General features: G+C 66.8%; 19 protein-coding genes. 6 read left to right on the forward strand and 13 right to left on the reverse strand.

The annotated features are described in order from the left end of the window. Positions 1-9 precede the first annotated feature (9 nt). Positions 10-2,286, forward strand: coding sequence for a DUF5060 domain-containing protein (locus tag NUW51_RS00315; protein ID WP_265561698.1), 2,277 nt, complete (start codon positions 10-12; stop codon positions 2,284-2,286). On the opposite strand, the gene NUW51_RS00320 is transcribed toward NUW51_RS00315, so the two are convergent. Together NUW51_RS00320 and NUW51_RS00325 are read right to left on the reverse strand one after the other, a co-directional pair. Further along, a complete protein-coding gene (locus NUW51_RS00320) occupies positions 2,283-3,605 on the reverse strand; it encodes a replication-associated recombination protein A (RefSeq protein WP_265561699.1) in 1,323 nt (440 codons plus the stop codon). The genes NUW51_RS00315 and NUW51_RS00320 overlap by 4 nt on opposite strands. Beyond that, entirely contained in the window at positions 3,598-4,749 is a 1,152-nt protein-coding gene (locus NUW51_RS00325) for a glycosyltransferase family 4 protein (RefSeq protein WP_265561700.1), read from the reverse strand. The genes NUW51_RS00320 and NUW51_RS00325 overlap by 8 nt, the downstream gene beginning before the upstream one ends. An 80-nt stretch (positions 4,750-4,829) precedes the next feature. Here NUW51_RS00325 and NUW51_RS00330 point away from each other — a divergent pair, with 80 nt between their 5' ends. Further along, positions 4,830-5,174: a hypothetical protein gene (locus tag NUW51_RS00330; RefSeq protein WP_265561701.1), complete on the forward strand. Its 345-nt coding sequence runs from the start codon at positions 4,830-4,832 to the stop codon at positions 5,172-5,174. On the opposite strand, the gene NUW51_RS00335 is transcribed toward NUW51_RS00330, so the two are convergent. The 4 genes from NUW51_RS00335 to NUW51_RS00350 form a co-directional block, all read right to left on the reverse strand. Continuing rightward, positions 5,171-6,100, reverse strand: coding sequence for a phytoene/squalene synthase family protein (locus NUW51_RS00335; RefSeq protein ID WP_265561702.1), 930 nt, complete (start codon positions 6,098-6,100; stop codon positions 5,171-5,173). The two genes, NUW51_RS00330 and NUW51_RS00335, sit on opposite strands and share 4 nt — an antisense overlap. Next, positions 6,097-7,560 (reverse strand): phytoene desaturase, encoded by a 1,464-nt coding sequence (locus NUW51_RS00340; RefSeq protein ID WP_265561703.1) that lies wholly within the window; start codon positions 7,558-7,560, stop codon positions 6,097-6,099. The genes NUW51_RS00335 and NUW51_RS00340 overlap by 4 nt, the downstream gene beginning before the upstream one ends. Further along, positions 7,557-8,708: a lycopene beta-cyclase CrtY gene (crtY, locus tag NUW51_RS00345; protein WP_265561704.1), complete on the reverse strand. Its 1,152-nt coding sequence runs from the start codon at positions 8,706-8,708 to the stop codon at positions 7,557-7,559. The genes NUW51_RS00340 and crtY overlap by 4 nt, the downstream gene beginning before the upstream one ends. A 64-nt stretch (positions 8,709-8,772) precedes the next feature. Next, the gene (locus NUW51_RS00350; protein WP_265561705.1) at positions 8,773-9,828 is read right to left on the reverse strand and encodes a S1C family serine protease; all 1,056 of its coding nucleotides are present in this window, start codon (positions 9,826-9,828) and stop codon (positions 8,773-8,775) included. Between the two features lie 181 nt (positions 9,829-10,009). Between NUW51_RS00350 and NUW51_RS00355 the strand changes: the two genes are divergently transcribed. Together NUW51_RS00355 and NUW51_RS00360 are read left to right on the forward strand one after the other, a co-directional pair. Beyond that, positions 10,010-10,816, forward strand: coding sequence for a sterol desaturase family protein (locus NUW51_RS00355; protein ID WP_265587888.1), 807 nt, complete (start codon positions 10,010-10,012; stop codon positions 10,814-10,816). 1 nt (position 10,817) lies between these two features. Next, positions 10,818-11,183 (forward strand): DUF2141 domain-containing protein, encoded by a 366-nt coding sequence (locus NUW51_RS00360; protein ID WP_265587889.1) that lies wholly within the window; start codon positions 10,818-10,820, stop codon positions 11,181-11,183. Here the strand turns inward: NUW51_RS00360 and NUW51_RS00365 are convergent. After that, complete coding sequence (locus NUW51_RS00365) at positions 11,180-11,674, reverse strand: MgtC/SapB family protein (RefSeq protein WP_265587890.1); 495 nt, start codon at positions 11,672-11,674, stop codon at positions 11,180-11,182. The genes NUW51_RS00360 and NUW51_RS00365 overlap by 4 nt on opposite strands. A gap of 67 nt (positions 11,675-11,741) precedes the next feature. On the opposite strand from NUW51_RS00365, the gene NUW51_RS00370 reads away from it, so the two are divergent. Then, complete coding sequence (locus NUW51_RS00370) at positions 11,742-12,665, forward strand: mechanosensitive ion channel family protein (protein ID WP_322597067.1); 924 nt, start codon at positions 11,742-11,744, stop codon at positions 12,663-12,665. Here NUW51_RS00370 and wecB read toward each other — a convergent pair. The 3 genes from wecB to hrpB form a co-directional block, all read right to left on the reverse strand. Then, complete coding sequence (wecB, locus tag NUW51_RS00375) at positions 12,613-13,749, reverse strand: non-hydrolyzing UDP-N-acetylglucosamine 2-epimerase (RefSeq protein ID WP_322597097.1); 1,137 nt, start codon at positions 13,747-13,749, stop codon at positions 12,613-12,615. The two genes, NUW51_RS00370 and wecB, sit on opposite strands and share 53 nt — an antisense overlap. A gap of 81 nt (positions 13,750-13,830) precedes the next feature. Beyond that, the gene (locus tag NUW51_RS00380; RefSeq protein WP_265561706.1) at positions 13,831-14,112 is read right to left on the reverse strand and encodes an NADH dehydrogenase ubiquinone Fe-S protein 4; all 282 of its coding nucleotides are present in this window, start codon (positions 14,110-14,112) and stop codon (positions 13,831-13,833) included. Between the two features lie 32 nt (positions 14,113-14,144). Further along, complete coding sequence (gene hrpB, locus NUW51_RS00385) at positions 14,145-16,592, reverse strand: ATP-dependent helicase HrpB (RefSeq protein WP_265561707.1); 2,448 nt, start codon at positions 16,590-16,592, stop codon at positions 14,145-14,147. 185 nt (positions 16,593-16,777) lie between these two features. Between hrpB and NUW51_RS00390 the strand changes: the two genes are divergently transcribed. Next, the gene (locus tag NUW51_RS00390) at positions 16,778-17,599 is read left to right on the forward strand and encodes a hypothetical protein (protein ID WP_265561708.1); all 822 of its coding nucleotides are present in this window, start codon (positions 16,778-16,780) and stop codon (positions 17,597-17,599) included. Positions 17,600-17,690: 91 nt separating this feature from the next. Here NUW51_RS00390 and NUW51_RS00395 read toward each other — a convergent pair whose 3' ends face one another. The 3 genes from NUW51_RS00395 to NUW51_RS00405 all read right to left on the reverse strand — a co-directional run bounded on the left by NUW51_RS00395 (position 17,691) and on the right by NUW51_RS00405 (position 20,776). After that, positions 17,691-18,704, reverse strand: coding sequence for a polyprenyl synthetase family protein (locus tag NUW51_RS00395; protein ID WP_265561709.1), 1,014 nt, complete (start codon positions 18,702-18,704; stop codon positions 17,691-17,693). Between the two features lie 10 nt (positions 18,705-18,714). Then, positions 18,715-20,034, reverse strand: coding sequence for a sensor histidine kinase (locus NUW51_RS00400; RefSeq protein WP_265587892.1), 1,320 nt, complete (start codon positions 20,032-20,034; stop codon positions 18,715-18,717). A 64-nt stretch (positions 20,035-20,098) separates the two neighbouring features. Beyond that, positions 20,099-20,776: a response regulator transcription factor gene (locus tag NUW51_RS00405; RefSeq protein ID WP_265561710.1), complete on the reverse strand. Its 678-nt coding sequence runs from the start codon at positions 20,774-20,776 to the stop codon at positions 20,099-20,101. Positions 20,777-20,824 lie beyond the last annotated feature (48 nt).

The raw sequence follows: 20,824 nt of genomic DNA on the forward strand, positions 1-20,824 counted from the left end.
GCAATGCCGATGACGCCCCACTTGATCCTTGCCGCAATGCTTGCGCCTGCCGAGCCGGCGCACGGCGTCGTCGATGGCGTGGCAGTCATCGAGGCCGAGGACGTGGTGCTGCGCGGCGATTGGCGGCGGGTCGCGGACGAAGACGCATCGCGAGGTGCGGCGATCCACTATGGCGGGCCCAATCGCTATGCGCTCGATGGCAGCGAGGTGGGGGCGAGCCTGCGCTATTGCGTGATGGTGGAGGAGCCGGGCGACTATGCGCTTCGCCTCAGGATGAAGCGCTCGCGCGCGGGCGAGCCCGACATCCGCGAGGACGAGCGCAACGATTATTGGCTCAGGCTGTCGGGCGGGCAGTGGATGAAGCTGTTCGCCAATACGCCATGGGAGGAATATGGTTGGGACGGCGGTTTGGATTTCCATCACCTGACCGGAAGGCGGCCCGAGGCGGCGCTGACCTTCGAGGCGGCGGGGCTCAATTGTTTCGAGATTGCCGGGCGGTCGGAGGCGGTGCGGCTCGACGCGATCATGCTCTCGCTGGGCGATCCGGATGTGAAAACGGCGCGGGCGAGCACGCTCCTTGCCGCTGGACCCCATGTCGGATCGGTGCATCATCCGGTGACGATCGACGTGGAAGGCCCCGAGGCCAATGAGGGCGGACGGCTCAATCCCTTCACCGAGCGGCGGCTGGCGCTGACGGTGACCGCGCCCGATGGCGAGCAGATCGTCCTGCGCGGCTTCTTCGCGGGCGATGGCGATGCGGGGACGAGCGGCGCAGCGGGCGGTACGGTATGGCGCGCGCTGTTCACCCCCGACGCGCCGGGCCTGTGGCGCTGGGAGGCGCGGCTGGCGGGGGGCGAGGATATTGCCGTGTCGCGCGATTGGGCGGCGGGCGAAACGCTGGCGGAAAGCGAGGGCGAGGTGACGGTATTGCCGTCGCTGGCGCAGGGGACCGACTGGCGCGCCCAGGAGATGGGGCGACTGACCGTCGAGGACGGCGAGTATCGGCTTGGCGGATCGGGCCGCATCTGGCTCAAGTCCGGCACCAACAGCCCCGAAAACCTGCTCGGTTTTCACGAGTTTGACGACACCTATCGCATGGCGAGCAATGCGCGCGAGGGGGAGGCTGCGGCCTCGCTCGACCTGCATCGCTTCGCCGCGCATGAGAAGGATTGGCGCGAGGGCGATCCGACATGGGGCGATGACGGGCGCGGCAAGGCGCTCATCGGGGCGGTCAATTATCTTGCCGACCAGGGAGTGAATTCGGCCTATTTCCTGCTGTGGAACGTGGGCGGGGACGGCAAGGACGTGTGGCCCTTCGTCGATCCCGACGACATGACGCGGTTCGACATCTCCAAGCTCGATCAATGGCAGACGCTGTTCGCGCATCTGCAGGCGCGGGGCATCGCGCTGCATCTAGTGCTGCAGGAAACCGAGAATGAGCTGGTCATGGATGGCGGCGACACGGGCACCATCCGCAAGCTCTATTTCGCCGAGATGGCGGCGCGGTTCGGGCACCATAATGCGCTGATCTGGAACCTCGGCGAGGAGAATGGACCGGTGCATTGGCGCCCCGAGGGGCAATCGACCGCGCAGCGCGAGGCGATGATCGACTGGCTGTCGGCGGTCGATCCCTACGATCATCCGATCCTGCTCCACACCCTCCCCAATCCCGAGGACAAGGACGACATCCTGCCGCCATTGCTCGGCTACGAGGGCCTCGACGGGCTCAGCTTCCAGGTGTCCGACCCGGCGGCAGTCAAGGCCGAGACGCTGCGCTGGGCGCGGGCGAGCCGAGCGGCGGGGCAGCCATGGGCGCTGAGCATGGACGAAATCGGGCCGTGGATGCATGGCGCGGTGCCCGATGCGGATAGCGAGGATGGGCATCGCGCGCTCGCCCGCGAGGCGCTGTGGGGGCATCTGCTGGCCGGTGGCAGCGGGGTCGAATGGTATTTCGGCGCGCAGCACGATCATAACGATCTTACCGCCGAGGACTTTCGCTCGCGCGACAAATTGTGGCGCATTTCGAGCGCGGCGCGGCGGTTGGTCGAGGATACCTTCGATCTCGCAACGCGCCGACCCTGCGACGGGCGGTTCGAGGACTATAAGTGCTTGCAGGGCATCACGCCCGATGGCCTCAAGGCGATAATGCTTTACCTCGAGGCGGGGGAGGCAGTGCCGGCCGAACTCCTGACTGGCATCTCGATCGAATTTCGCGATCCGCTGGCAGCTGGCTCGCCGATCGAGGGCGGTCCGGCACACGACCGGATCGTGATCGCGAAGGACTAGTCGCCGCGGATCTCGGCGCGGCGCGCGTCCCACCAGTCGAGGCGTTCCTTGAGACGCTTCTCGAAGCCGCGTTCGACGGGGTCGTAGAAGCGCTGCGGGGGCAAGTCGTCGGGCCAGTAATTGTCGCCCGAAAAACCGTCCTCGGCGTCATGGTCGTAGGTATAACCCTTGCCGTAGCCAACCTCCTTCATGAGCTTGGTCGGCGCGTTGAGGATGTTCTGGGGCGGCATCAGGCTGCCGGTTTCCTTGGCGGTGCGGAAAGCGGCTTTCTGCGCCTTATAGGCGGCGTTCGATTTGGGGGCGCTGGCAAGGTAGAGGACGGCCTGGACGAGCGCGAGTTCGCCCTCGGGGCTGCCTAGGAAATCATAGGCGTCCTTGGCAGCGAGGCATTGGACGAGCGCATTGGGATCGGCGAGGCCGATGTCTTCCGACGCCATGCGCACGAGGCGGCGGCAAAGGTAGAGCGGATCCTCGCCCGCCGTCAGCATGCGTGCGAGATAATAGAGCGCGGCCTGCGGGTCGCTGCCGCGGACCGATTTGTGGAGCGCGCTGATGAGGTTGTAATGCCCCTCGCGATCCTTGTCATAGACCGCGACGCGGCGCTGGAGCAGGTCGGCGAGCCCCTTGGGGTCCAGCGGTTCGGTGAGGCCCAGGTCGAACAGCGTTTCGGCCTGGTTGAGGAGAAAGCGCCCATCGCCGTCGGCGGAGGCGACCAGCGCGGCGCGGGCATTGTCGTCGAGCGGGAGGGGGGCGCCGACGAGCGCCTCGGCCTTGTCGAGCAGCTTCGATAGCGCGGTCTCGTCGAGGCGGTGGAGGATGAGGACCTGCGCACGCGACAGGAGCGCGGCGTTCAATTCGAAGCTGGGGTTTTCGGTGGTGGCGCCGACGAGCGTGACGGTGCCGTCCTCGACGAAGGGAAGGAAGCCGTCCTGCTGGGCGCGATTGAAGCGGTGGATTTCATCGACGAAGAGCAGGGTGCGCTGGCCCGCGCTCGCCATCTTCTTCGCCTCGGCAAAGGCCCTCTTGAGATCGGCGACGCCCGAGAAAACCGCGCTCAGCATGACGAAGCGCAGGCCCACGGCGTCGGCGAGGAGCCTGGCGATGCTCGTCTTGCCCGTGCCGGGAGGACCCCACAGGATCATCGAGGAGAGTTTGCCCGCCGCGACCATGCGTCCGATGGCACCCTCGGGGCCGGTGAGATACTCTTGGCCCACGACCTCGTCCAGCGCGCGCGGGCGCAGGCGGTCGGCGAGCGGAGCGCCCTCGGCGGGGCCGCTGTCGGCGGACGGCTCGGGATCGCTCCCGAACAGGTCAGCCATGATGCTCGGCGATGACGCGCTTGTAGGTGTCGACGACGATGCTGTTGATCGAATCCCAGTCCATCGTCTTGGCCTTGGCGAGACCGGCCTCGCCATGGGCGGCGCGCAGTGCCGGATCGGCCTGGTAGCTGGCGAGATGCGCGGCCAACCCGTCGATGTCGCCGGGCGGGGCGACGAGGCCGGTCACGCCGGGGGTGACGAGGCTGTTGGTGCCGGTCGCGGCGATGGCGACGACAGGAAGCTGACAGGCCATGGCCTCGAGCGTGACGTTGCCGAAGGTCTCGGTGATCGACGGATTGAGGAAGACGTCGGCAGAAGCGAGGGCGCGGGCGAGGTCGGGGCCTTCCTGATGGCCGACGAAGACGGCGTCGTCGGGAAGATGTTCCTCGAACCAGCTGCGCGCGGGACCATCGCCGATGACGAGCACGCGGTGCGGCAGCCCCTTCTTCTCGAGCTTCTCGATCGTCTCCGCAAAGACGTCGAGGCCCTTTTCCATGACGATGCGGCCGAGGAAGGCGATGGCCATTTCCTCATCGCCGATGCCGAGGCCGCGGCGCCAGTCCATGTCGCGGCGCTGAGGGTTGAACTGGTCGCGGTCGACCCCGCGCGCCCAGATGGTGATTGCCTCGTTCATGCGCTGCTCGCGCAGCACGTCGGCGGTCGAGGGGGCGGGGACGAGCAGCGCGTCGCATTTGCCATAGAGCTTGCGAAGCCAGCCCTGAAGCACGGGTTCGAGCCAGTCGAGGTGGTAATATTGGAGATAGGTCTCGAAGCGGGTGTGAACCGAGGCGACGGCGGGAATGCCGCGTTCATTGGCCCAATTGACCGCCTTTACCGCGACGAAATCGGGCGAGGAGATGTGGACGACATTCGGCTTGAAGGCGGCCAGATCCTCGCGCACGCCCTTCGACAGGTTGAAGGCGAAGCGATATTCGGCGCGGCCCGGAATGGGGAAGCTCGGCACCGAGACGAGGTCGCCGGTGGGCTCGAAGGCGGGTTCCTCGACGGTGGGCGAATAGACGCGCAGCTTCACGCCCTGCCGCAGGAGATATTCGGCAAGGCGGTTGAGCGCCTGGTTGGCGCCGTCGCGAACGTAATTATAGTTGCCCGAGAAGAGGGCAACGCGAAGTTCCTGCGCTTCCATGGGGGATGGGCATAGCGGGGCTTTGCCAGCGCGCCAAGTTGGGGTTTGCTTTTGCCGTGGCGGAGCGCATGGTGGGGGGCATGAGCGAGAATGAACTGGGCGGGCCCGCGCCGGAGCGCGACGACGATGGCGACGGCGACGGTGAGAGCGAAAGCAAGGACCAGCGGCTGAGCATGGTCGACGAGGCGCTGGTTGCTTCCTCGATCGCGGCGACCAACGGCTTGCTCGTGATCCTCGCGCGGCTGGTGGCCCGCGGAGTGTTCGACCAGGAGGATTTGCAGGCGTTCAGCGAAAGCTATTCCAAGCCGCTCGATCACGAGGGCATGCGAGAGAATGAGCTGATCAGCCAGATGCAGGACCAGATGGAAAATACGCTGGCGCAATTGAACGCCTATCTCGGCAACCAGCAGGGCGGCGAGGACTAGGACAGCCGCGGGCGGGTCCACAGGTTGCGACGGTCCATTTCGGGTGCCCGGCCGACACTGTCGAGCAGTGCCTGTCCGACCAACAGCAATTTTTCGCCTTTGGGCACGGTGATGCGCTGATCCCAGGCGGCGGCACCGAAATCGCGGGCTTTTTCGGCGATGCGACCATAGATGCGCGCGGCCGAAAGCACCGCCCAGCGGCTGCGCGGCGGCAGCTGCGCGGCGCCGACGCGGGCACTCAGCCGATAGAGATCGGCATGGGTGGCGAGGCGGCGGGCGAGGCGGCCGAGCTTTTCGCGCTGCGTTGGATCGTCGGGGTCGATCGCCGAGATACTTTCCTCGGCAAGCCAGTCGGTGGGCAGGTAGCAGCGCCCGACGCGGGCATCCTCGACCACGTCGCGCGCGATGTTGGCGAGCTGGAAGGCGAGGCCGAGATCGCTGGCGCGGTCGAGCGTGTCGGTATCGGATGCGGGCACGCCCATGACCTGCGCCATCATCACGCCGACCGCGCCCGCGACCTGATAGCAATAGCTCAGCAGGTCTTCCTCGGTCATCGGCTGCCATCCGGCCGCATCGCGCGCGAAGCCGGCGAGATGGTGCGCGGGAAGGTCGGGATGGATGGCGCATTCGGCGGCAACAAGCCCCAAGGCATCGAAAGGGACGAGGCCGGTCTTTTTCCCGGCGAGCGCGGTCGCGGTCTTCTCGCGCACGAAGTCGAGACGCTCTTCGGGATTGGTCGGCGTGGTAGCGTCATGGCCGAGCGTCTGGCCGTCGGTGATATCATCGCAGGCGCGGCACCAGCTGTAGAGCAGCCACGAGCGCTCGCGCGTCTCCTCGTCGAACAGCTGGCTGGCAAAGCGGAAGCTCTTCGAACCCTTGGCGATGCTGTCGCCAGCCGCCGCCACGAGATCGGCGCGGCTGGTCATCCGATCATCAGCTCCGCGGTCGCCTGCGCCGAGCCGACGACGCCCGGAATACCCGCGCCCGGATGGGTGCCCGCGCCGACGAAATAGAGGTTCGACAATTTGTCGTCGCGATTGTGGACGCGCATCCATGCCGACTGGGTGAGGATGGGTTCGAGGCTGAAGGCCGAGCCGAGATGGGCGAACAGGTCGGTCTCGAAATCGGCAGGCGAATAGCAAAAGCGGGTGCGGATGCGCTTGCGGATGTCGGGGATCAGCCGTTCTTCCAAGGTATCGAGGATGACCTCGGCATAATGGTTGGCGTTTTCCTGCCAGTCGATCGGTGCCTTGCCCATGTGCGGCACGGGCGCGAGGGCGTAGAAGGTCGAGCAGCCCTCGGGCGCCATCGTGGGATCGGTCTTGGTCGGGTGGTGCAGGTAGAGCGACGGATCGCTCGCCAGCGTGCCGCGCTTGTAGATGTCGCCGAGGAGCCCTTCGTAGCGCGGCCCGAACAGGATCATGTGGTGCGGGATGTCGGGGAAGGTGCCTTCGAGGCCGAAGTGGAGGACGAACAGCGACGGGCTGTAGCGTTTGCGCTTCAAGGCCTTGTGCTGCTTCTTCCCGCGCTTGTGATCGAGCAGGCCGTAGGTGGCGACGACATCGCCATTGGAGGCGACGGCGTCGGCATTGGCATGCCAGCCGCTCTTGGTGGTGACGCCGGTGACCTTGTCGCCGGACGCATGAATCTGCGTCACGGGATCGCCGAGACGGATCGTGCCGCCGATGCGCTCGAACAGCGCGACCATGCCCGCGATGAGCCTGTTGGTCCCGCCCATCGCGAACCAGACGCCGCCGTCGCGCTCCAATTTGTGGATGAGCGCGTAGATGGACGAGCAGGTCATCGGATTGCCGCCGACGAGCAGGGTGTGGAAGCTCAAGGCCTGCCGGAGATGCTCTTCCTCGACATATTCGGAGACGATCGAATAGACGCTGCGCCACGCTTGGTACTTCGCCAGCGCGGGCGCGGCCTTCAGCATGTCGGAGAATTTGAGGAAGGCCTTGGTCCCGAGTTTCTCATAGCCTTCGTGGAACACGCCTTCGGAATATTGGAGGAAGCGCTTGTAGCCCTCGACGTCGGCGGGGTTCAGCTTCTCGATCTCGGCGAAGAGCTTTTCGTCGTCATTGGTATAGTCGAAGCGCGTCCCGTCGGGCCAGTCGAGCGCGTAGAAGGGCGTGACGGGGACGAGGTCGACATCCTGCGCGATGTCCTGTCCCGACAGTTCCCATAGCGACTTGAGGCAATCGGGATCGGTGATGACGGTCGGGCCGCCGTCGAAGACATGGCCGTCGCGTTCCCAATAATAGGCTCGACCACCAGGCTTGTCGCGCGCCTCGACAATGGTGGTCTGGATGCCGGCGGACTGGAGCCGGATGGCGAGCGCGAGCCCGCCGAAGCCCGAACCGATGACGATGGCTGACTTCACTCGTGCACTCCGATCAGGGCTTTCAATGCGCGGGAAATGCGCACGGGGGGTTTGCCGGCGAGGATACGCGCCTTGTCGGCAGTCGTGGTGTTGCCCGCGTAGAAGCGCTCGATCAACCCGGCGGGAAGGCGGTAGAAGCGCTCGAGGATGCGGTAGCGTTCCGCCGGGTCCGCCGCATGAAAGAGCATGCGTGCGAGGAGCCGGTCGAAGGACTGGCGCTGCCAATGGGCGGTGGCGCGCTTTCTGGTGGCGCGGGCTAGCGCGTCGCCGTTCATCGGCAAGGCATGGGAGAGCCAGCTGGCGAAGCGGACCGCGTCGGGCAGCGAATAGCTGGTGAGGTGGTGGAACAGGCCGGCGCGCACGCCTGCGCGAGGGATGGGGTCGTTCTTGGGCCAGAGCGCGTCCCAGTCGCCGCCGGTGACGACGGGGAGGACGCCCTGTTCTTCGTGGAGGACCGTCGCATCCTGCCAGCCCTGCGCCTCGGCATAGGCCAAGATGCGGTTGGCGAGGAGATCGCGGTCAAGCTTGGATTCGAGCTGGTAATAGGTGTCCTCGACGAAGACTTGGGTAGCGCTAAAGGGGAGGCAGTAGACGAAGCGATAGCCGTCGGACTGGTCGACCGTCGCATCCATGATGATCGGACGCGTCAGGCCGTGGCCGCCGGGCACGTCGAGCATCTGGCCGACGAATTTCTGATAGCCGCAGTCGAGCGCCTGCGGGCGGCAGCCGAAACCGCGGGCATCGAGCGTGGCGCGCGCCTCGATCCGCTGGCCATTGTCGATGCGAACATGGGTCGGCCCGATCTCGGTGATCTCGCCGTGGAGGACGGCATGGTCGAGGCGTTGGCGAAGAACGCTGTCGAGCCGGTCCGACGTGATGCTGTTGTAGCGCTGGTCGAGCTCGCGCCGATGGGCCGGGAAGCGCACCTCATTGTCGTCCCAACTCTTGGCGAGCAGCGGATCGACGAGGTCGCGGTCGGCCGGGGCCACGTCGCTGTCGAAAAAGGACCAGACGTGGTTGCCGCCTAGCGCGTCGTCGCGTTCGACGAGCAATAGCTTGAGCTCGGGACGGCGGATCGAGAGCGCGAGTGCGCACAGCCCGCCTGCCAGCCCGCCGCCGGCGATGATGAGATCTGGCCGCTCTTCCATACAGGCCGACTATCGGGGCTGGCGCGGGCCAGCACAAGCCGATTTCGGGCGTCAAGGCGTGGCGCTAGTCGTCCGCGCCCAATCGCAGGCGCACATTGCGGCGCTGGCCGTCGCGCACGATCGTCAGCGCGACCTCCTCGCCGACCTCATAATCGTCGAGGCGGGCGAGCAGTTCGCCGAGGCGGGTGACGGGCTGGCCATCGATGGCGGTGACGACATCGCCGGGATCGACGCCGCGGCGGGTGCGGCGCGCGGGCTCGAGGCCGGCGCGGGCGGCGGGGGAGCCGGGCTCGACCTCGAGGACGAAGACACCCTCGATGCCGCTCGCGCGCTTCAGGCGATTGTTGAAATTCTCGTCGCTGCCGATGCCGAGGCTGGGGCGGGTGTATCGCCCCTCGGCGATGAGCTGGGGGACGACACGCATGACGGTATCGGCGGGGACTGCGAAACCGATGCCGGCGGACGCGCCCGAGGGCGAATAGATGGCGGTGTTGATGCCGATGAGGCGCCCCGCGCTGTCGAGCAGGGGCCCGCCCGAATTGCCTGGGTTGATCGCGGCGTCGGTCTGGATGAGGTCCTGGATGTCGGCACCATCCTCGCGCGGGAGCGAGCGATCGAGCGCCGAGACGATGCCGGTGGTCAGCGTCCAGTCGAGACCGAAGGGGTTGCCGATGGCGAACACTTTTTGCCCCACGCGCAGGTCGCCCGACGTACCGATGGGGATGCGCGCGGGAGGGGCGAAGCCGGCGCCGCCGATGCGCAGGACGGCAAGGTCGTGCGCGGGGCTGGCACCGACGAGGGTGGCGGACAGTTCGCGACCGTCGGCGAGCTGGACCTGCGCACCCGAGGCACCCTGGACGACATGCCAGTTGGTGACGACATGGCCCGCCTCGTCCCAGATCATCCCCGAGCCCGAACCGCGCGGCACGCTGTAGACGTTGCGGCTGTAGAAATCGCGCACCCGCTGGCTGGTCGAGATGGCGACGACCGAATCGCGCGCGCCTTCGAACAGGTCGATGGTGGCCTGTTCGTCGGCAGCGAGGTCGGCGCGCGGCGTGACGGTGCGGGGTTCGGCCACGGGCTGACCGAGATAGAGGGCTGCGACAGCGACAAGAAGCATGACATTCACCACAACAAGAAGAACCAGAAAGGCAGGCGGATGCTTTACGGGCGATGAAGGACTTTTGTTCATGGCATCGACCTAGGCACACGTGCCGCGCTTTCAATGGCGGCAAAAAGTCGGGCGCTCGCTCATCATCTCTTCATTGTCAGCCTGTAGGGAGGCTGGCATGACCCAGGGCATGGACGCCGCCACCGCCATCATCATCAGCGCCATCGCGATGACCGCGATCGTGGCGGTGCGCTATGTCGCGACCAGCGGTTTCTTTGCGGCGTGGACGGCGCGGCGCTTTCCCGGACGGCTGGCGGGACAGGGCAAGCAGGTGCGGATGGAGATTTTCTATTCGCTCGCCTCGGCCGCCATCTATGGCGTGCCCGCGGGCGTGATCGCCTGGGGCTGGGACCAGCATGGCTGGACGCGTATCTATATGGAGGCGGACGCCTATCCCTTGTGGTGGATGCCGGTCAGCCTGTTCCTCTACCTCTTCCTGCACGACACCTGGTTCTATTGGACCCACCGCGCAATGCATTGGCCGCCCTTGTTTCGGAAGGTGCATGCCGTGCACCATGCGAGCCGCCCGCCGACCGCTTGGGCGGCGATGAGTTTCCATCCCTGGGAGGCGCTGTCGGGCGCGGTGGTGATCCCGGCGCTGGTGTTTCTCGTGCCCATCCATGTCGGCGTGTTGGGGCTGGTACTCTTCATCATGACGCTGATGGGGGTGACCAATCACATGGGCTGGGAGCTGTTTCCCCGGTGGCTGGTTCAGGGGCGGTTAGGCCGCCACCTGATAACTGCCAGCCATCACGAACTTCATCATCAAAAGTATCGGTGCAATTATGGTCTCTATTTTCGCTTCTGGGATCGCCTCTGCGCGACCGACAAGGGGCTGGGCGAATTCGGCGTGCCGCGCCAGCCTCGGGCTGCTCGCGCTGGCAAGCCTGAGCGGGGCAGCCAGCCCGACCACGAGCCCGTCGCCGCGCCCCGCTGAGCTGACGGTCGATCTCGAGAATGTCCGCAATGCCAAGGGTGAAATTCGCATCTGCATGACGCAGGATGTCGCGGGTTTCCTCAAATGCCGCGAGGATCCCAAGGCGGTGAAGGTCAAGGTGCCCGCCGTCGAGGGAATGAGCGAAGTGGCCGTTCGGGGGCTGCGCGAGGGACGCTGGATGCTGCTCGTGCTGCATGACGAAAATGGCAATGGGAAGATGTCGAAATCTCTCGGCATTCCCAAGGAGGGATTCGGCTTTTCGGGTAATCCGGCGATCCGCATGGGGCCGCCGCGCGCCGAGGACGTGGTATTCGACCTGCCGGCCGGGCAAAGCCGCCAGCGCGTCAAGGTGAAGTATATCCTCTAATCGTCGTCGCTCTTGTCGGTGACGTCGGGCTCATGCTCGGCGTCCCACTTGGCCGTGAAGGGCGCGGAAAGAACGAGCAGGAGCAGGACGATCGCGGTGACGATGGCCGCGAGCCAGACCTCTCCCATACCGCAAATCAGTCCGATGGCGCCCGCGCACCAGATGGCGGAGGCCGAGCCGGCGCCCTGAATGAAATTGCCCTGTCGGAACATCGCGCCCGCGCCGAGGAAACCGATCCCGGTAATGACCCCCTCGATGACGCGTGTCGGATCGATCCGCGATTGGCTGTCGGTCGTGCTGTGCAACAGCTCGGTCGTGCCGATGACAAGGCCCGCCGCACCGACAGAGATGATGACGAAGGGACGAAAGTCGATCGGCTTGCTTCGCATGTAGCGCTCGATACCGATCAGCAGGGGAAGGATGACGGCGGCGCTCATGCGGATCGCGACATCGGCGAGCGACATGGTGTCGGGAAGGAAAGCGTGGTTCATCAAGGGGGAATGAAGCAGCCTGTCTAAAGGTTCGACTTTCGACGAAAATGTCGCTTAACTGCCCGATATGGCACAGGCACAAGCAGAAGAAATTGCAGAGGGCGCGGTCGACACGACGGTCCGTCTGTTCGAGGATCTGGACAAGATCGCGCTGGCGGTCGGCGACTATCGCGTCAGCCTGTTGCAGGTGCTGACCGTGTTGGTGACGGTTGTCCTCCTGTTCATCGTGACGAAGTTCGTGATGTGGGGCGTCAAGCGCATCATCAAGCGAACCAGCCGGTTCGATCCGGCACAAGGCCTGCTCGCCGAGAAGCTGGCGACGATCGTCATCTTCGCGCTCGCCTTCCTCATCGGGATCGACGTGCTCGGGTTCGATCTCAGCGCGCTGGCGGTCTTCTCGGGCGCGGTCGGCCTCGCGGTCGGTTTCGGGCTGCAGAAGACCTTCGGCAATCTCATCGCCGGCATCATCCTCCTGATGGACCGTTCGGTGAAGCCGGGCGACGTCATCGTCGTCGGCGACACGTTCGGCGCGATCAGCAAGATCGGGACGCGCGCGGTCAGCGTGATCACGCGTGATGGCAAGGAGCATCTGATCCCGAACGAGCTGCTCATGACCGAGCCGGTGGAGAATTGGTCCTATTCCTCGCGCAACGTGCGGGTGCAGATTCCGGTGGGGGTGAGCTATGCCTCCGATCTCAAGCTCGTCGAGGATATCTTGATCGAATGCACGACGGCCTGCGAACGGGTCTTGAAGGCGCCCAAGCCCAATGTCTGGCTCAAGGAATTTGGCGACAATAGCGTCAATTTCGAAATCCAGGCGTGGATCATGGATCCCGAGGCCGGGGTCGGCAATGTGCGCTCGGCGGTGCTGAAGGCGATCTGGTGGCGCTTCAAGGAAGAAGGGATCGAGATCCCCTTCCCGCAGCGCGATATCTATATCAAAGCGATGCCGCAGGGCGCTCCTGACGCGGGCGAGCCGGCAGCGAACTGAGCGCCAGTCGCTCGGCAATGATCGCGGCGATGCGCGGCCCGGTGCGGCCGTCGCCATAGGGTTCGGCACCATTGATCATGGCGCGCCGGACGCGCGGGCTGGCGAAGAAATGTTCGACCTCCTCGACGATGCGCTGTCGTTCGATGCCGATGAGCTTCAACTGGCCGCTGGCAATGCCCTCGGGGCGTTCGGTGCGGCGGCGCAGGATGAAGAGCGGGGTGCCGACGTAGGGCGCCTCCTCCTGCATCCCGCCCGAATCGGACAGGATAAGATCGGCGCTGCGCATGGCGAGCAGCATCTGGCGGTGGGTCAGTGGCGCGAGCAGGCGGACGGGGCTGGTGCGTTCCAATGCGCGGCGCCAGGCCTGACCGATGGCCGGATTGGGGTGCAGCGCGACGTCGATGTGGAGCCGGGGGTGGCGCTCGGCCAAATCGATCGTGGCGGCGATGAGATCGGCGAGCGGCTCGCCCCAATGCTCGCGGCGGTGGCAAGTAATGAGCAGGCGCCGCTCGTCACCGCGCGGACCGGTGCGGGGCGGCAGGGTGGCGAGCAAGGCCTTGAGCGCATCGACGCCGCTATTGCCGACGACGTGGACGCTGTCGTCGCAACCTTCTTCGCGCAGGTGCCGCGCGGCCAGTTCGGTGGGGGCGAAGTGCAGCGCGGCGAGGCGATCGATGGCGATGCGGAAATCCTCCTCGGGCCAGGGGTTGGCGCGGTCGTGGCTGCGCAGGCCCGCCTCGACATGGGCAAGCGGCAGGTCGAGGTCGGCGGCCGCCAACGCACCGCCATAGGCGCTCGCCGTATCGCCTTGCACGATGATCATGGCGGGGCGGGGGAGGTTCCCGGCGGCATAGGCGCTGGCACAGCTGTGCGCGTAGGTGAAGGGATCGGCCATGGGTGAAACGTCGAGATGGCGGGTTTCGTAGGGGCCGAGATCGACGGCGGCGCGGGCGAGGTCGCGATGCTGACCGGTTGCGACGAGGCGAACGGCCATGCCCTGCGCGTGAAGCGCGGCGGCGACGGGGGCGAGCTTGATCGCTTCCGGGCGAGTGCCGAAGACGATATCGATCCGACGATGAAGCAGCTGTCCCCCTAGCTCGGCAAGGACAGGGCTAACTTATGTTAGATGGTTGCGCAACCGATACGAGCGCCGGTGCGCCGCGCCTTATTTGAAATTGTCGGCGTAGGCCTGGATCTTGAGCTTGTGCGGGGGTGCCTTGACGACATGGGTGGCGATGCCGCGTTCCTCGCAATAGCGCTGCGCTTCCTCGAGGGTGGGAAAGGTGAGGCGAATCTGCGTCTCGGTGTCGCCCGAGCCGGCCCAACCGGTGAGCGGGTCGGGAGTCATCTTTTCCTCGCGCTCGAACATCAGGGTCCAGCGGCCGGCCTGTGCCTTGCCCGACTGGGTGGTCTTGCGAACGTTCTCGATGATGCGCGCGGTGCTCATGCACCGCGATGTGGCGTTTGACGCGCGCGGGGTCAAGATTTTTGCGGGCCGCCACGCGCCTGCGCGCGCTTGGTCTTGAGGCTGGCGACCGCGGCGGTGGGGTCGTCGGGCCAATGATGCTTGGGATAGCGCCCGCGCATTTCCTTGGCGACATCGGCCCAGCTGCCGGACCAGAAGGCGGGGAGGTCGGTGGTGGTCTGGATGGGGCGCCCGGCGGGGCTGGTGAGGCTGAGGACGAGCGGGGTGGTGCCGACCATCGGATGGTTGGACAGGCCATAGAGCGCCTGCGCGCGCACGGTGACCGTCGGCCCGGCGGGGGCGTCATAATCGATGTCGTGGCTGGTACCGGCGGGGCTGGTGAAACGCGGCGGCGCGATGCGGTCGATCGCCTGCATCGCGGCATAATCGATTCGCACGGCAAGCGCGTTGTGCAGGTCGCCGGGGTCGAGCCGGTCGAGGCGGCGCTGGCCATGGAGGATCGGCAAAAGCCAGTCGTCGAGGCTGGCGAGCAGGGCGTCGTCCGACAGATCGGGAAGCGAGGCATCGCGCTGGCGCGCATAAGCGGCGCGGCGGCGCAGGAGGCTGGCGGCCTTGCCCCAGGCGAGAAGGTCGAGGCCCTCGCGGGCGACGGCGTCGCGCAGGGCAAGTGCGACCGCCTCGGGATCGGGATTGGCCGCCTGTCCGCGCTTGAGGACGAGCTGGCCGAGCCGCTCTCCTTCGCTTGCCTCGACGGCCTTTCGTGCCGGGTCGTAGCGCACCTCCTGGAAGGGGGTGATGGCATCGGCGAAGAGGGCCCGGACGGTGCCTTCCTCGATCCGCGCGGCGGCGAGGATGCGCGCGCCCGCTGCCGCGCCCGCGACCTCGGCGACGGCGAGCCATTCGGCGCTGGCGAGCGGACTGGCCTCGTCGAGCGAGAAGCCGCGTCCACCAACCGAGGCCCAGCGCGTGCCCGCGCCATCGCGGCGGCGTGACAGGCGGTCGGGAAAGGCCAGCGCGAGGGCATCGGCGGCGCGATCAGGCGTGATGGGTTCGGACGCGCCGACGCGGCGAGCCCAGTTGGCGGCGAGCTTGGCAGCGGTCCGGGCGCGCGGGCTGCGGTCGGTGACAAAGCGCCTGAGCCGCGCCTCCATGTCTTCGCCGCGCCCGCCGAGCCCGCGTTCGGACAGGAGCAGCGCGACCGCCGCGCCGGTGCTGCCGAAACCGCGCTTGGCGGCGAGGATCAGCATATGCGCGAGGCGGGGCTCGAGCGGCAAGGCGGCGACCTTGCGACCATGGTCGGTGAGGCCGCCGGTCGCGTCGATCGCGCCGATGCGTTCGAGCAGGCGGCGCGCCTCGGCGAGACCCGGTGCGGGCGGCGGGGTCGCGAGTGGCAGCGACGTGGGATCGCGGCTGCCCCACAGGAGACTGGCGAGGAGTAGGGGGGCAAGATCGGCCTCGGCGATCTCTGGTGCATCATGCGCGGGAAGTGCGGCGTTGGCGGCCTCTTCCCACAGGCGGATGGCAATACCCGGTCCCTGCCGCGCGGCGCGGCCCGCGCGCTGGGTCACGGCGGCGCGGCTGGCGCGCTCGGTCACGAGGCGGGTGAGCCCCGCACCGACATCGAAGCGCGGGCGGCGCGCGAGGCCGCTGTCGACCACGATGCGGACATCGTCGACGGTGACGCTGGTCTCGGCGATGGCGGAGGCGAGGACGAGCTTGCGCGTGCCGGGCGCTGGGCGGCGCAGCGCGGCGCGCTGGGCGGCGGGGTCGACTTGGCCATGGAGGCGGTGAAGGACGACGTCGCCGGGCAGGGTGCCGAGCGCCTCTGCGGTGCGCTCGATCTCGCGCACGCCGGGGAGGAAGGCGAGAAGCGAGGCACTCGTATCGGCGAGCGCGGTGCGAATGGCGCTGGCCATCTCGGCTTCGATCCGCGCGGCGGGGTTGCGGCCGACATGGCGCAGTTCGAGCGGGTGGCTGCGGCCCTCGCTCTCGATCAGCGGCGCGTCGCCGAGGAGGGGACGGAAAGCCGCGACATCGAGCGTGGCGGACATGAGGAGGAGGCGCAAATCCTCGCGCAGGCCAGCCTGTGCCTCGAGTGCGAAGGCGAGGGCGAGGTCGTTGTCGAGGCTGCGTTCGTGAACCTCGTCGAACAGCACGGCGCTGACGCCCGCCAGTTCGGGATCGGCCTGGATTCGGGCGAGGAAGACACCGTGGGTCATCAGCGTGACGCGGCTGCCGGGCTTGCTATCGAGCCGGGTCGCATAGCCGAAGCGCTGACCGACCTTCTCGCCCGCTTCCTCGGCGATCCGCTCGGCGGCGGCGCGCGCGGCGAGGCGGCGGGGGACGAGCAGGAGGATCTCGCCTTCGCACCAGTCGGTATCGAGCAAAGCGGGGGCGACCTGCGTGGTCTTGCCCGCCCCGGGCGGCGCGATCAGCAGCGCTCGCGAGCTGGCGGCGAGTGCGGCGAGGAGGTCGGGAAGGGCAGTGTGGATGGGCAGCATCGCTCCTGCTCATCGGCGATTGAACCAGCTCGCGCAACCGCCGTTGATTTGTTGATCCATGTTGTGTTTTTCGACCATTCATGCTCTTTTGCGATGATCGAACCGCCCAGATGACCACGGGCGAGTCGAGGCGAAGGCGCGCCGCCTGTGGCCCGACCCTTCGCATTGGGACGAAGGGGATCATCATGAAAAGACTGACCGGCATGACTGCCGTCATTGCGTTGTCGATCGGGGCTGCCGCCTGCGATGCGGGCGGCGAAGTCGAGACCGACACCACCGCGACGACAGCGAGCGCGGAGGGCTTCAGCGGCGACTGGATGATCGACATCGAGAGCGCACAGTTCGAGGCGAGCGACGATGAATGGGTCCTCGCCGACGGCACCTATGAATGCATGACCTGCGATCCGCCCTATTCGGTGCCCGCCGATGGTGAATGGCATGCCGTCGACATGCCCGCGACCGACGAGGTGAAGGTCGTCGAGGTCGATGACCGCACGATACAATTCAGCGGGCGTCACGAAGGCAAGGTCGTCTACGAAAGTTCGCTCACGCTGTCCGAGGATGGTCAGGGGGCGAATGGGTCCTTCAAGAACATGCGCGGTGCCGAGGTGGTCGAGGGCGCAAATAGCTGGACCCGCGTGGCGGCGGGGCCCGATGGCGCCCACGGCTTGTCGGGCAAGTGGAAATATGAAGATGTCCAGAGCGTCAGCGAGGCCGGGCTGCGCACGACCTTCGCGGTCGAAGGCGACCAGTTCAGCATGTCGGGCAATGGCCAAAGCTATCGCGCGACGATCGGCGGCGATCCCGTCGCGATCGAGGGCGACGATGCCGGCACCATGATCAAGGTCGAGCGGCTGGGCGAGAACAGCTATCGCGAGACCTTCATGCTCGACGGCGAGGAGCAGGGCTCGACCGAATGGACGCTCGGCGAGGATGGGCGCCTCAACGGCGTCTATCGCGACGCCAAGAATGGCGACGTCACGCGGTTCAGCGCGAACCGCGTCTGAAACACCGGTCCCGGCAAAGCGGGGGCGCTTTGCCGGGCCATCCTTGCGGCTCGGTCCCACCCGCTCGCGGGGCCGGGCCGCATTTTTATGATCAATAGGCGCGGGCGACCGCGAAGTCGGCGGCCTCGACCATCGCGCGGCGAGCGTGATTGTCGGGGAAGATGCTCAAGGCGTCGACGGCGCGCCGGGCGTAGCGACGCGCGGCCTCGAGCGTGTCGTCGAGCGCCCCGGTGGCCCGCATGAGGGCGACGGCGTGGGCGAGGTCCGCATCGCTGGTGCGGCTGCCCTGCATGGCGTCCTTCCAAAAGGCGCGGTCGTCGGTCGAACCGCGGGCGTGCGCGAGGATAACGGGCAGCGTCATCTTGCCGTCGCGGAAATCATCGCCGAGGCCCTTGCCCATGGTGGCTTCATCCGAAGTGTAGTCGATCGCATCGTCGATCAGCTGGAAGGCGATCCCGAGGTTGCGGCCATAGGCTTCCAATGCGGCTTCTGCGTCATCGCCCGCCTCGGCGACCACTGGCGCGACCTGGCAGGCGGCGGCGAACAGCGCGGCAGTCTTGGCGCCGATGATGTGGAGATATTCCTCCTCGCTGGTCTCGATGCGGCGCTGCGCGGTGAGCTGGTCCACCTCGCCCTCGGCGATGACCGCGCTGGCGTGGCTCAGGATCTTCAGCACCTTGAGGCTGCCGTCCTCCACCATCAGTTCGAAGGCGCGGCTGAACAGGAAGTCGCCGACCAGCACGGTGGCGGGATTGCCCCAGATGAGGTTGGCGGCGCGCTTGCCCCGGCGCATCTCCGAGCCGTCGACGACATCGTCGTGGAGGAGCGTCGCCGTATGGATGAACTCGACCGCGGCGGCGAGCTTGTGATGACGCGTGCCGGGGTAGTCGAGCAGCCGCGCGGCGGCGAGCGTCAGCATGGGCCGGAGGCGCTTGCCGCCGCCCGCGATGAGATGGCCCGCCAGTTCGGGAATCAGCGCGACCTTGGACTGCATGCGATCGAGGATGGTCGCGTTGACCGCGTTCATGTCCTCGGCGACCAGCGCGATCATCGGGTCGAGCGATGGCGTTGCGTGGGAGCGGATGGGGGTGACGTTGCCGGTCATGAGCAGCCCCCTAGCCGACCTCGAGGGCGGCGGGAAGGGACAGGCGCGCGAGGAGGCCGCCCAAGTCCTCGCTTTCATCGAGCGCGACGCTGCCGCCATAGATTTGCGCGACGTCGCGGACGATGGCGAGGCCGAGGCCCGAGCCTTGCTTGCCGGTGGTGTCGAGCCGGGCACCGCGCGCGAAGATGGCGTCGCGCTGTTCCTTGGGGATGCCGGGTCCGTCATCCTCGACGAGGATGTCGACCACCGGCGCGGAGGCCTCGATGGTCACGAAGACGCGGCCCCCGCCATATTTGGCAGCGTTCTCGACGAGGTTGCCGAGCATCTCGTCGAGATCCTGCTTCTCCACCCGGACACAGGCGTCGCGGTCGCCCGCGACATCGACGGTGACGCCTTCGTAGAGGCGGGTCACGGCGCGTTCGATGGGATCGAGGCTTTCGGCGACATTGGCGCGGGCTTGAGCCGAGGCGCGGCGACCGATGGCGCGGGCGCGAGCGAGGTGGTGGTCGACCTGGCGGCGCATCACGGTCGCCTCGCGGCAGACGATATCGTCGAGATCGCTCTCGCGCGCAGTGGCGGCATTGGTGATGACGGTGAGCGGGGTCTTCAGCGCGTGGGCAAGGTTGCCGGCATGGCGGCGCGCTTCCTCGGCCTGTGCCTCGTTATGCGCGAGCAGTTCGTTGATCTCGTCCACGAGCGGAGTGATCTCACGCGGGAAATGCTCGTCGATGCGCTTCTTTTCGGCGGTGCGGATCGAGACGACGGCGCGGCGCACGCGGCGCAGCGGCCACAGGCCGTAGACGGTCTGGATCGCGGCCATGAGGAGGAGGCCGAGGCCGAGGACGGCGAAAGAGCGGATGAGGGTGGTGCGCAATTCCTCGATCTGGGTGTCGAGATCCTCGCGGCTCTCGGCCACCTGGAAACGCCAGCGCGTGTCGCTGTCGGGCAGGATGATGTCTCGCTCGACGATGCGCAGCGGCTCGCCCTCGAATTCGCTGCTGTCGCGGAAATGCACGTCGAGATCGTCATGCTGGACATCGGGCCGGAGGCGGCGATCCCACAGCGAGCGCGAAGCGAAGGTGTCGGCGCCGTCGCCCGATATCTGGAAATAGCGGCCCGAATAGATTTCGAGAAAGCGCTGGTCTGCGAGCGGGCGGTTGAAGCGGACTTCGCCATCGGGGCCGATTTCGGAGGCGGCCACCATGGCGTTGAGGATATATTCGAGCTGGCTGTCGAAATTGTCGACGATCGAGCGCGACAAGAGGCGATCGAGCGCGAACCCGCCCGCGAGCAGCAGCAGCGCGATCCACAGCGCCGCGATGCCGATCATGCGCCGGGTCAGCGATTCGCGGCGCTCGCGGGGGCGGGGAGGGCCGAGGGCTTCAGCCGCGGGGTCAGCCGTCGACACGATCCTCGGGATCCTCGAGGCTGTATCCGAGACCACGAATGGTGGTGATCGTCTCCGACCCCAGCTTCTTACGGATGCGCGTGACGAACACCTCTATGGTGTTGGAATCGCGATCGAAGTCCTGGTCGTAGATATGCTCGATCAGCTCGGTCCGGCTGACCACCTTGCCCTTGTGGTGCATGAGGTAGCTGAGGAGCTTATATTCCTGCGCGGTGAGCTTGACCGGTTCGGCATCCTTGGTGACCTTGCCCGAACGGGTGTCGAGGCGGATGTCGCCCGCCTCGAGAACCGAGGAGGCGTGCCCCGCCGAGCGGCGGATAAGCGCGCGCAGACGGGCGATCAGTTCCTCGGTCTGGAAGGGCTTGGCGAGATAGTCGTCGGCGCCGGCATCGAGCCCGGCGACCTTGTCCGACCAGCTGTCACGCGCGGTGAGGACGAGGACCGGCATCGACCGGTCGGCCTTGCGCCACTTACTGAGGACCGTGAGGCCGTCCATTTCGGGCAGGCCGAGGTCGAGGACGACCGCGTCATAGCTTTCGGTGTCGCCGAGGAAATGCCCGTCCACCCCGTCGGTGGCGAGATCGACCGCGTAGCCGGCCCCTTCGAGGGTGGAGCGCAGCTGGCGCCCGAGATTGGGTTCATCTTCGACGATCAAAATGCGCATGACTGTCCCGTTTTTGCCTGTTCCACCTTGCTCAACCCCTCATGGCAT

Source organism: Sphingomicrobium arenosum, assembly GCF_026157085.1.
Lineage (GTDB): Bacteria > Pseudomonadota > Alphaproteobacteria > Sphingomonadales > Sphingomonadaceae > Sphingomicrobium > Sphingomicrobium arenosum.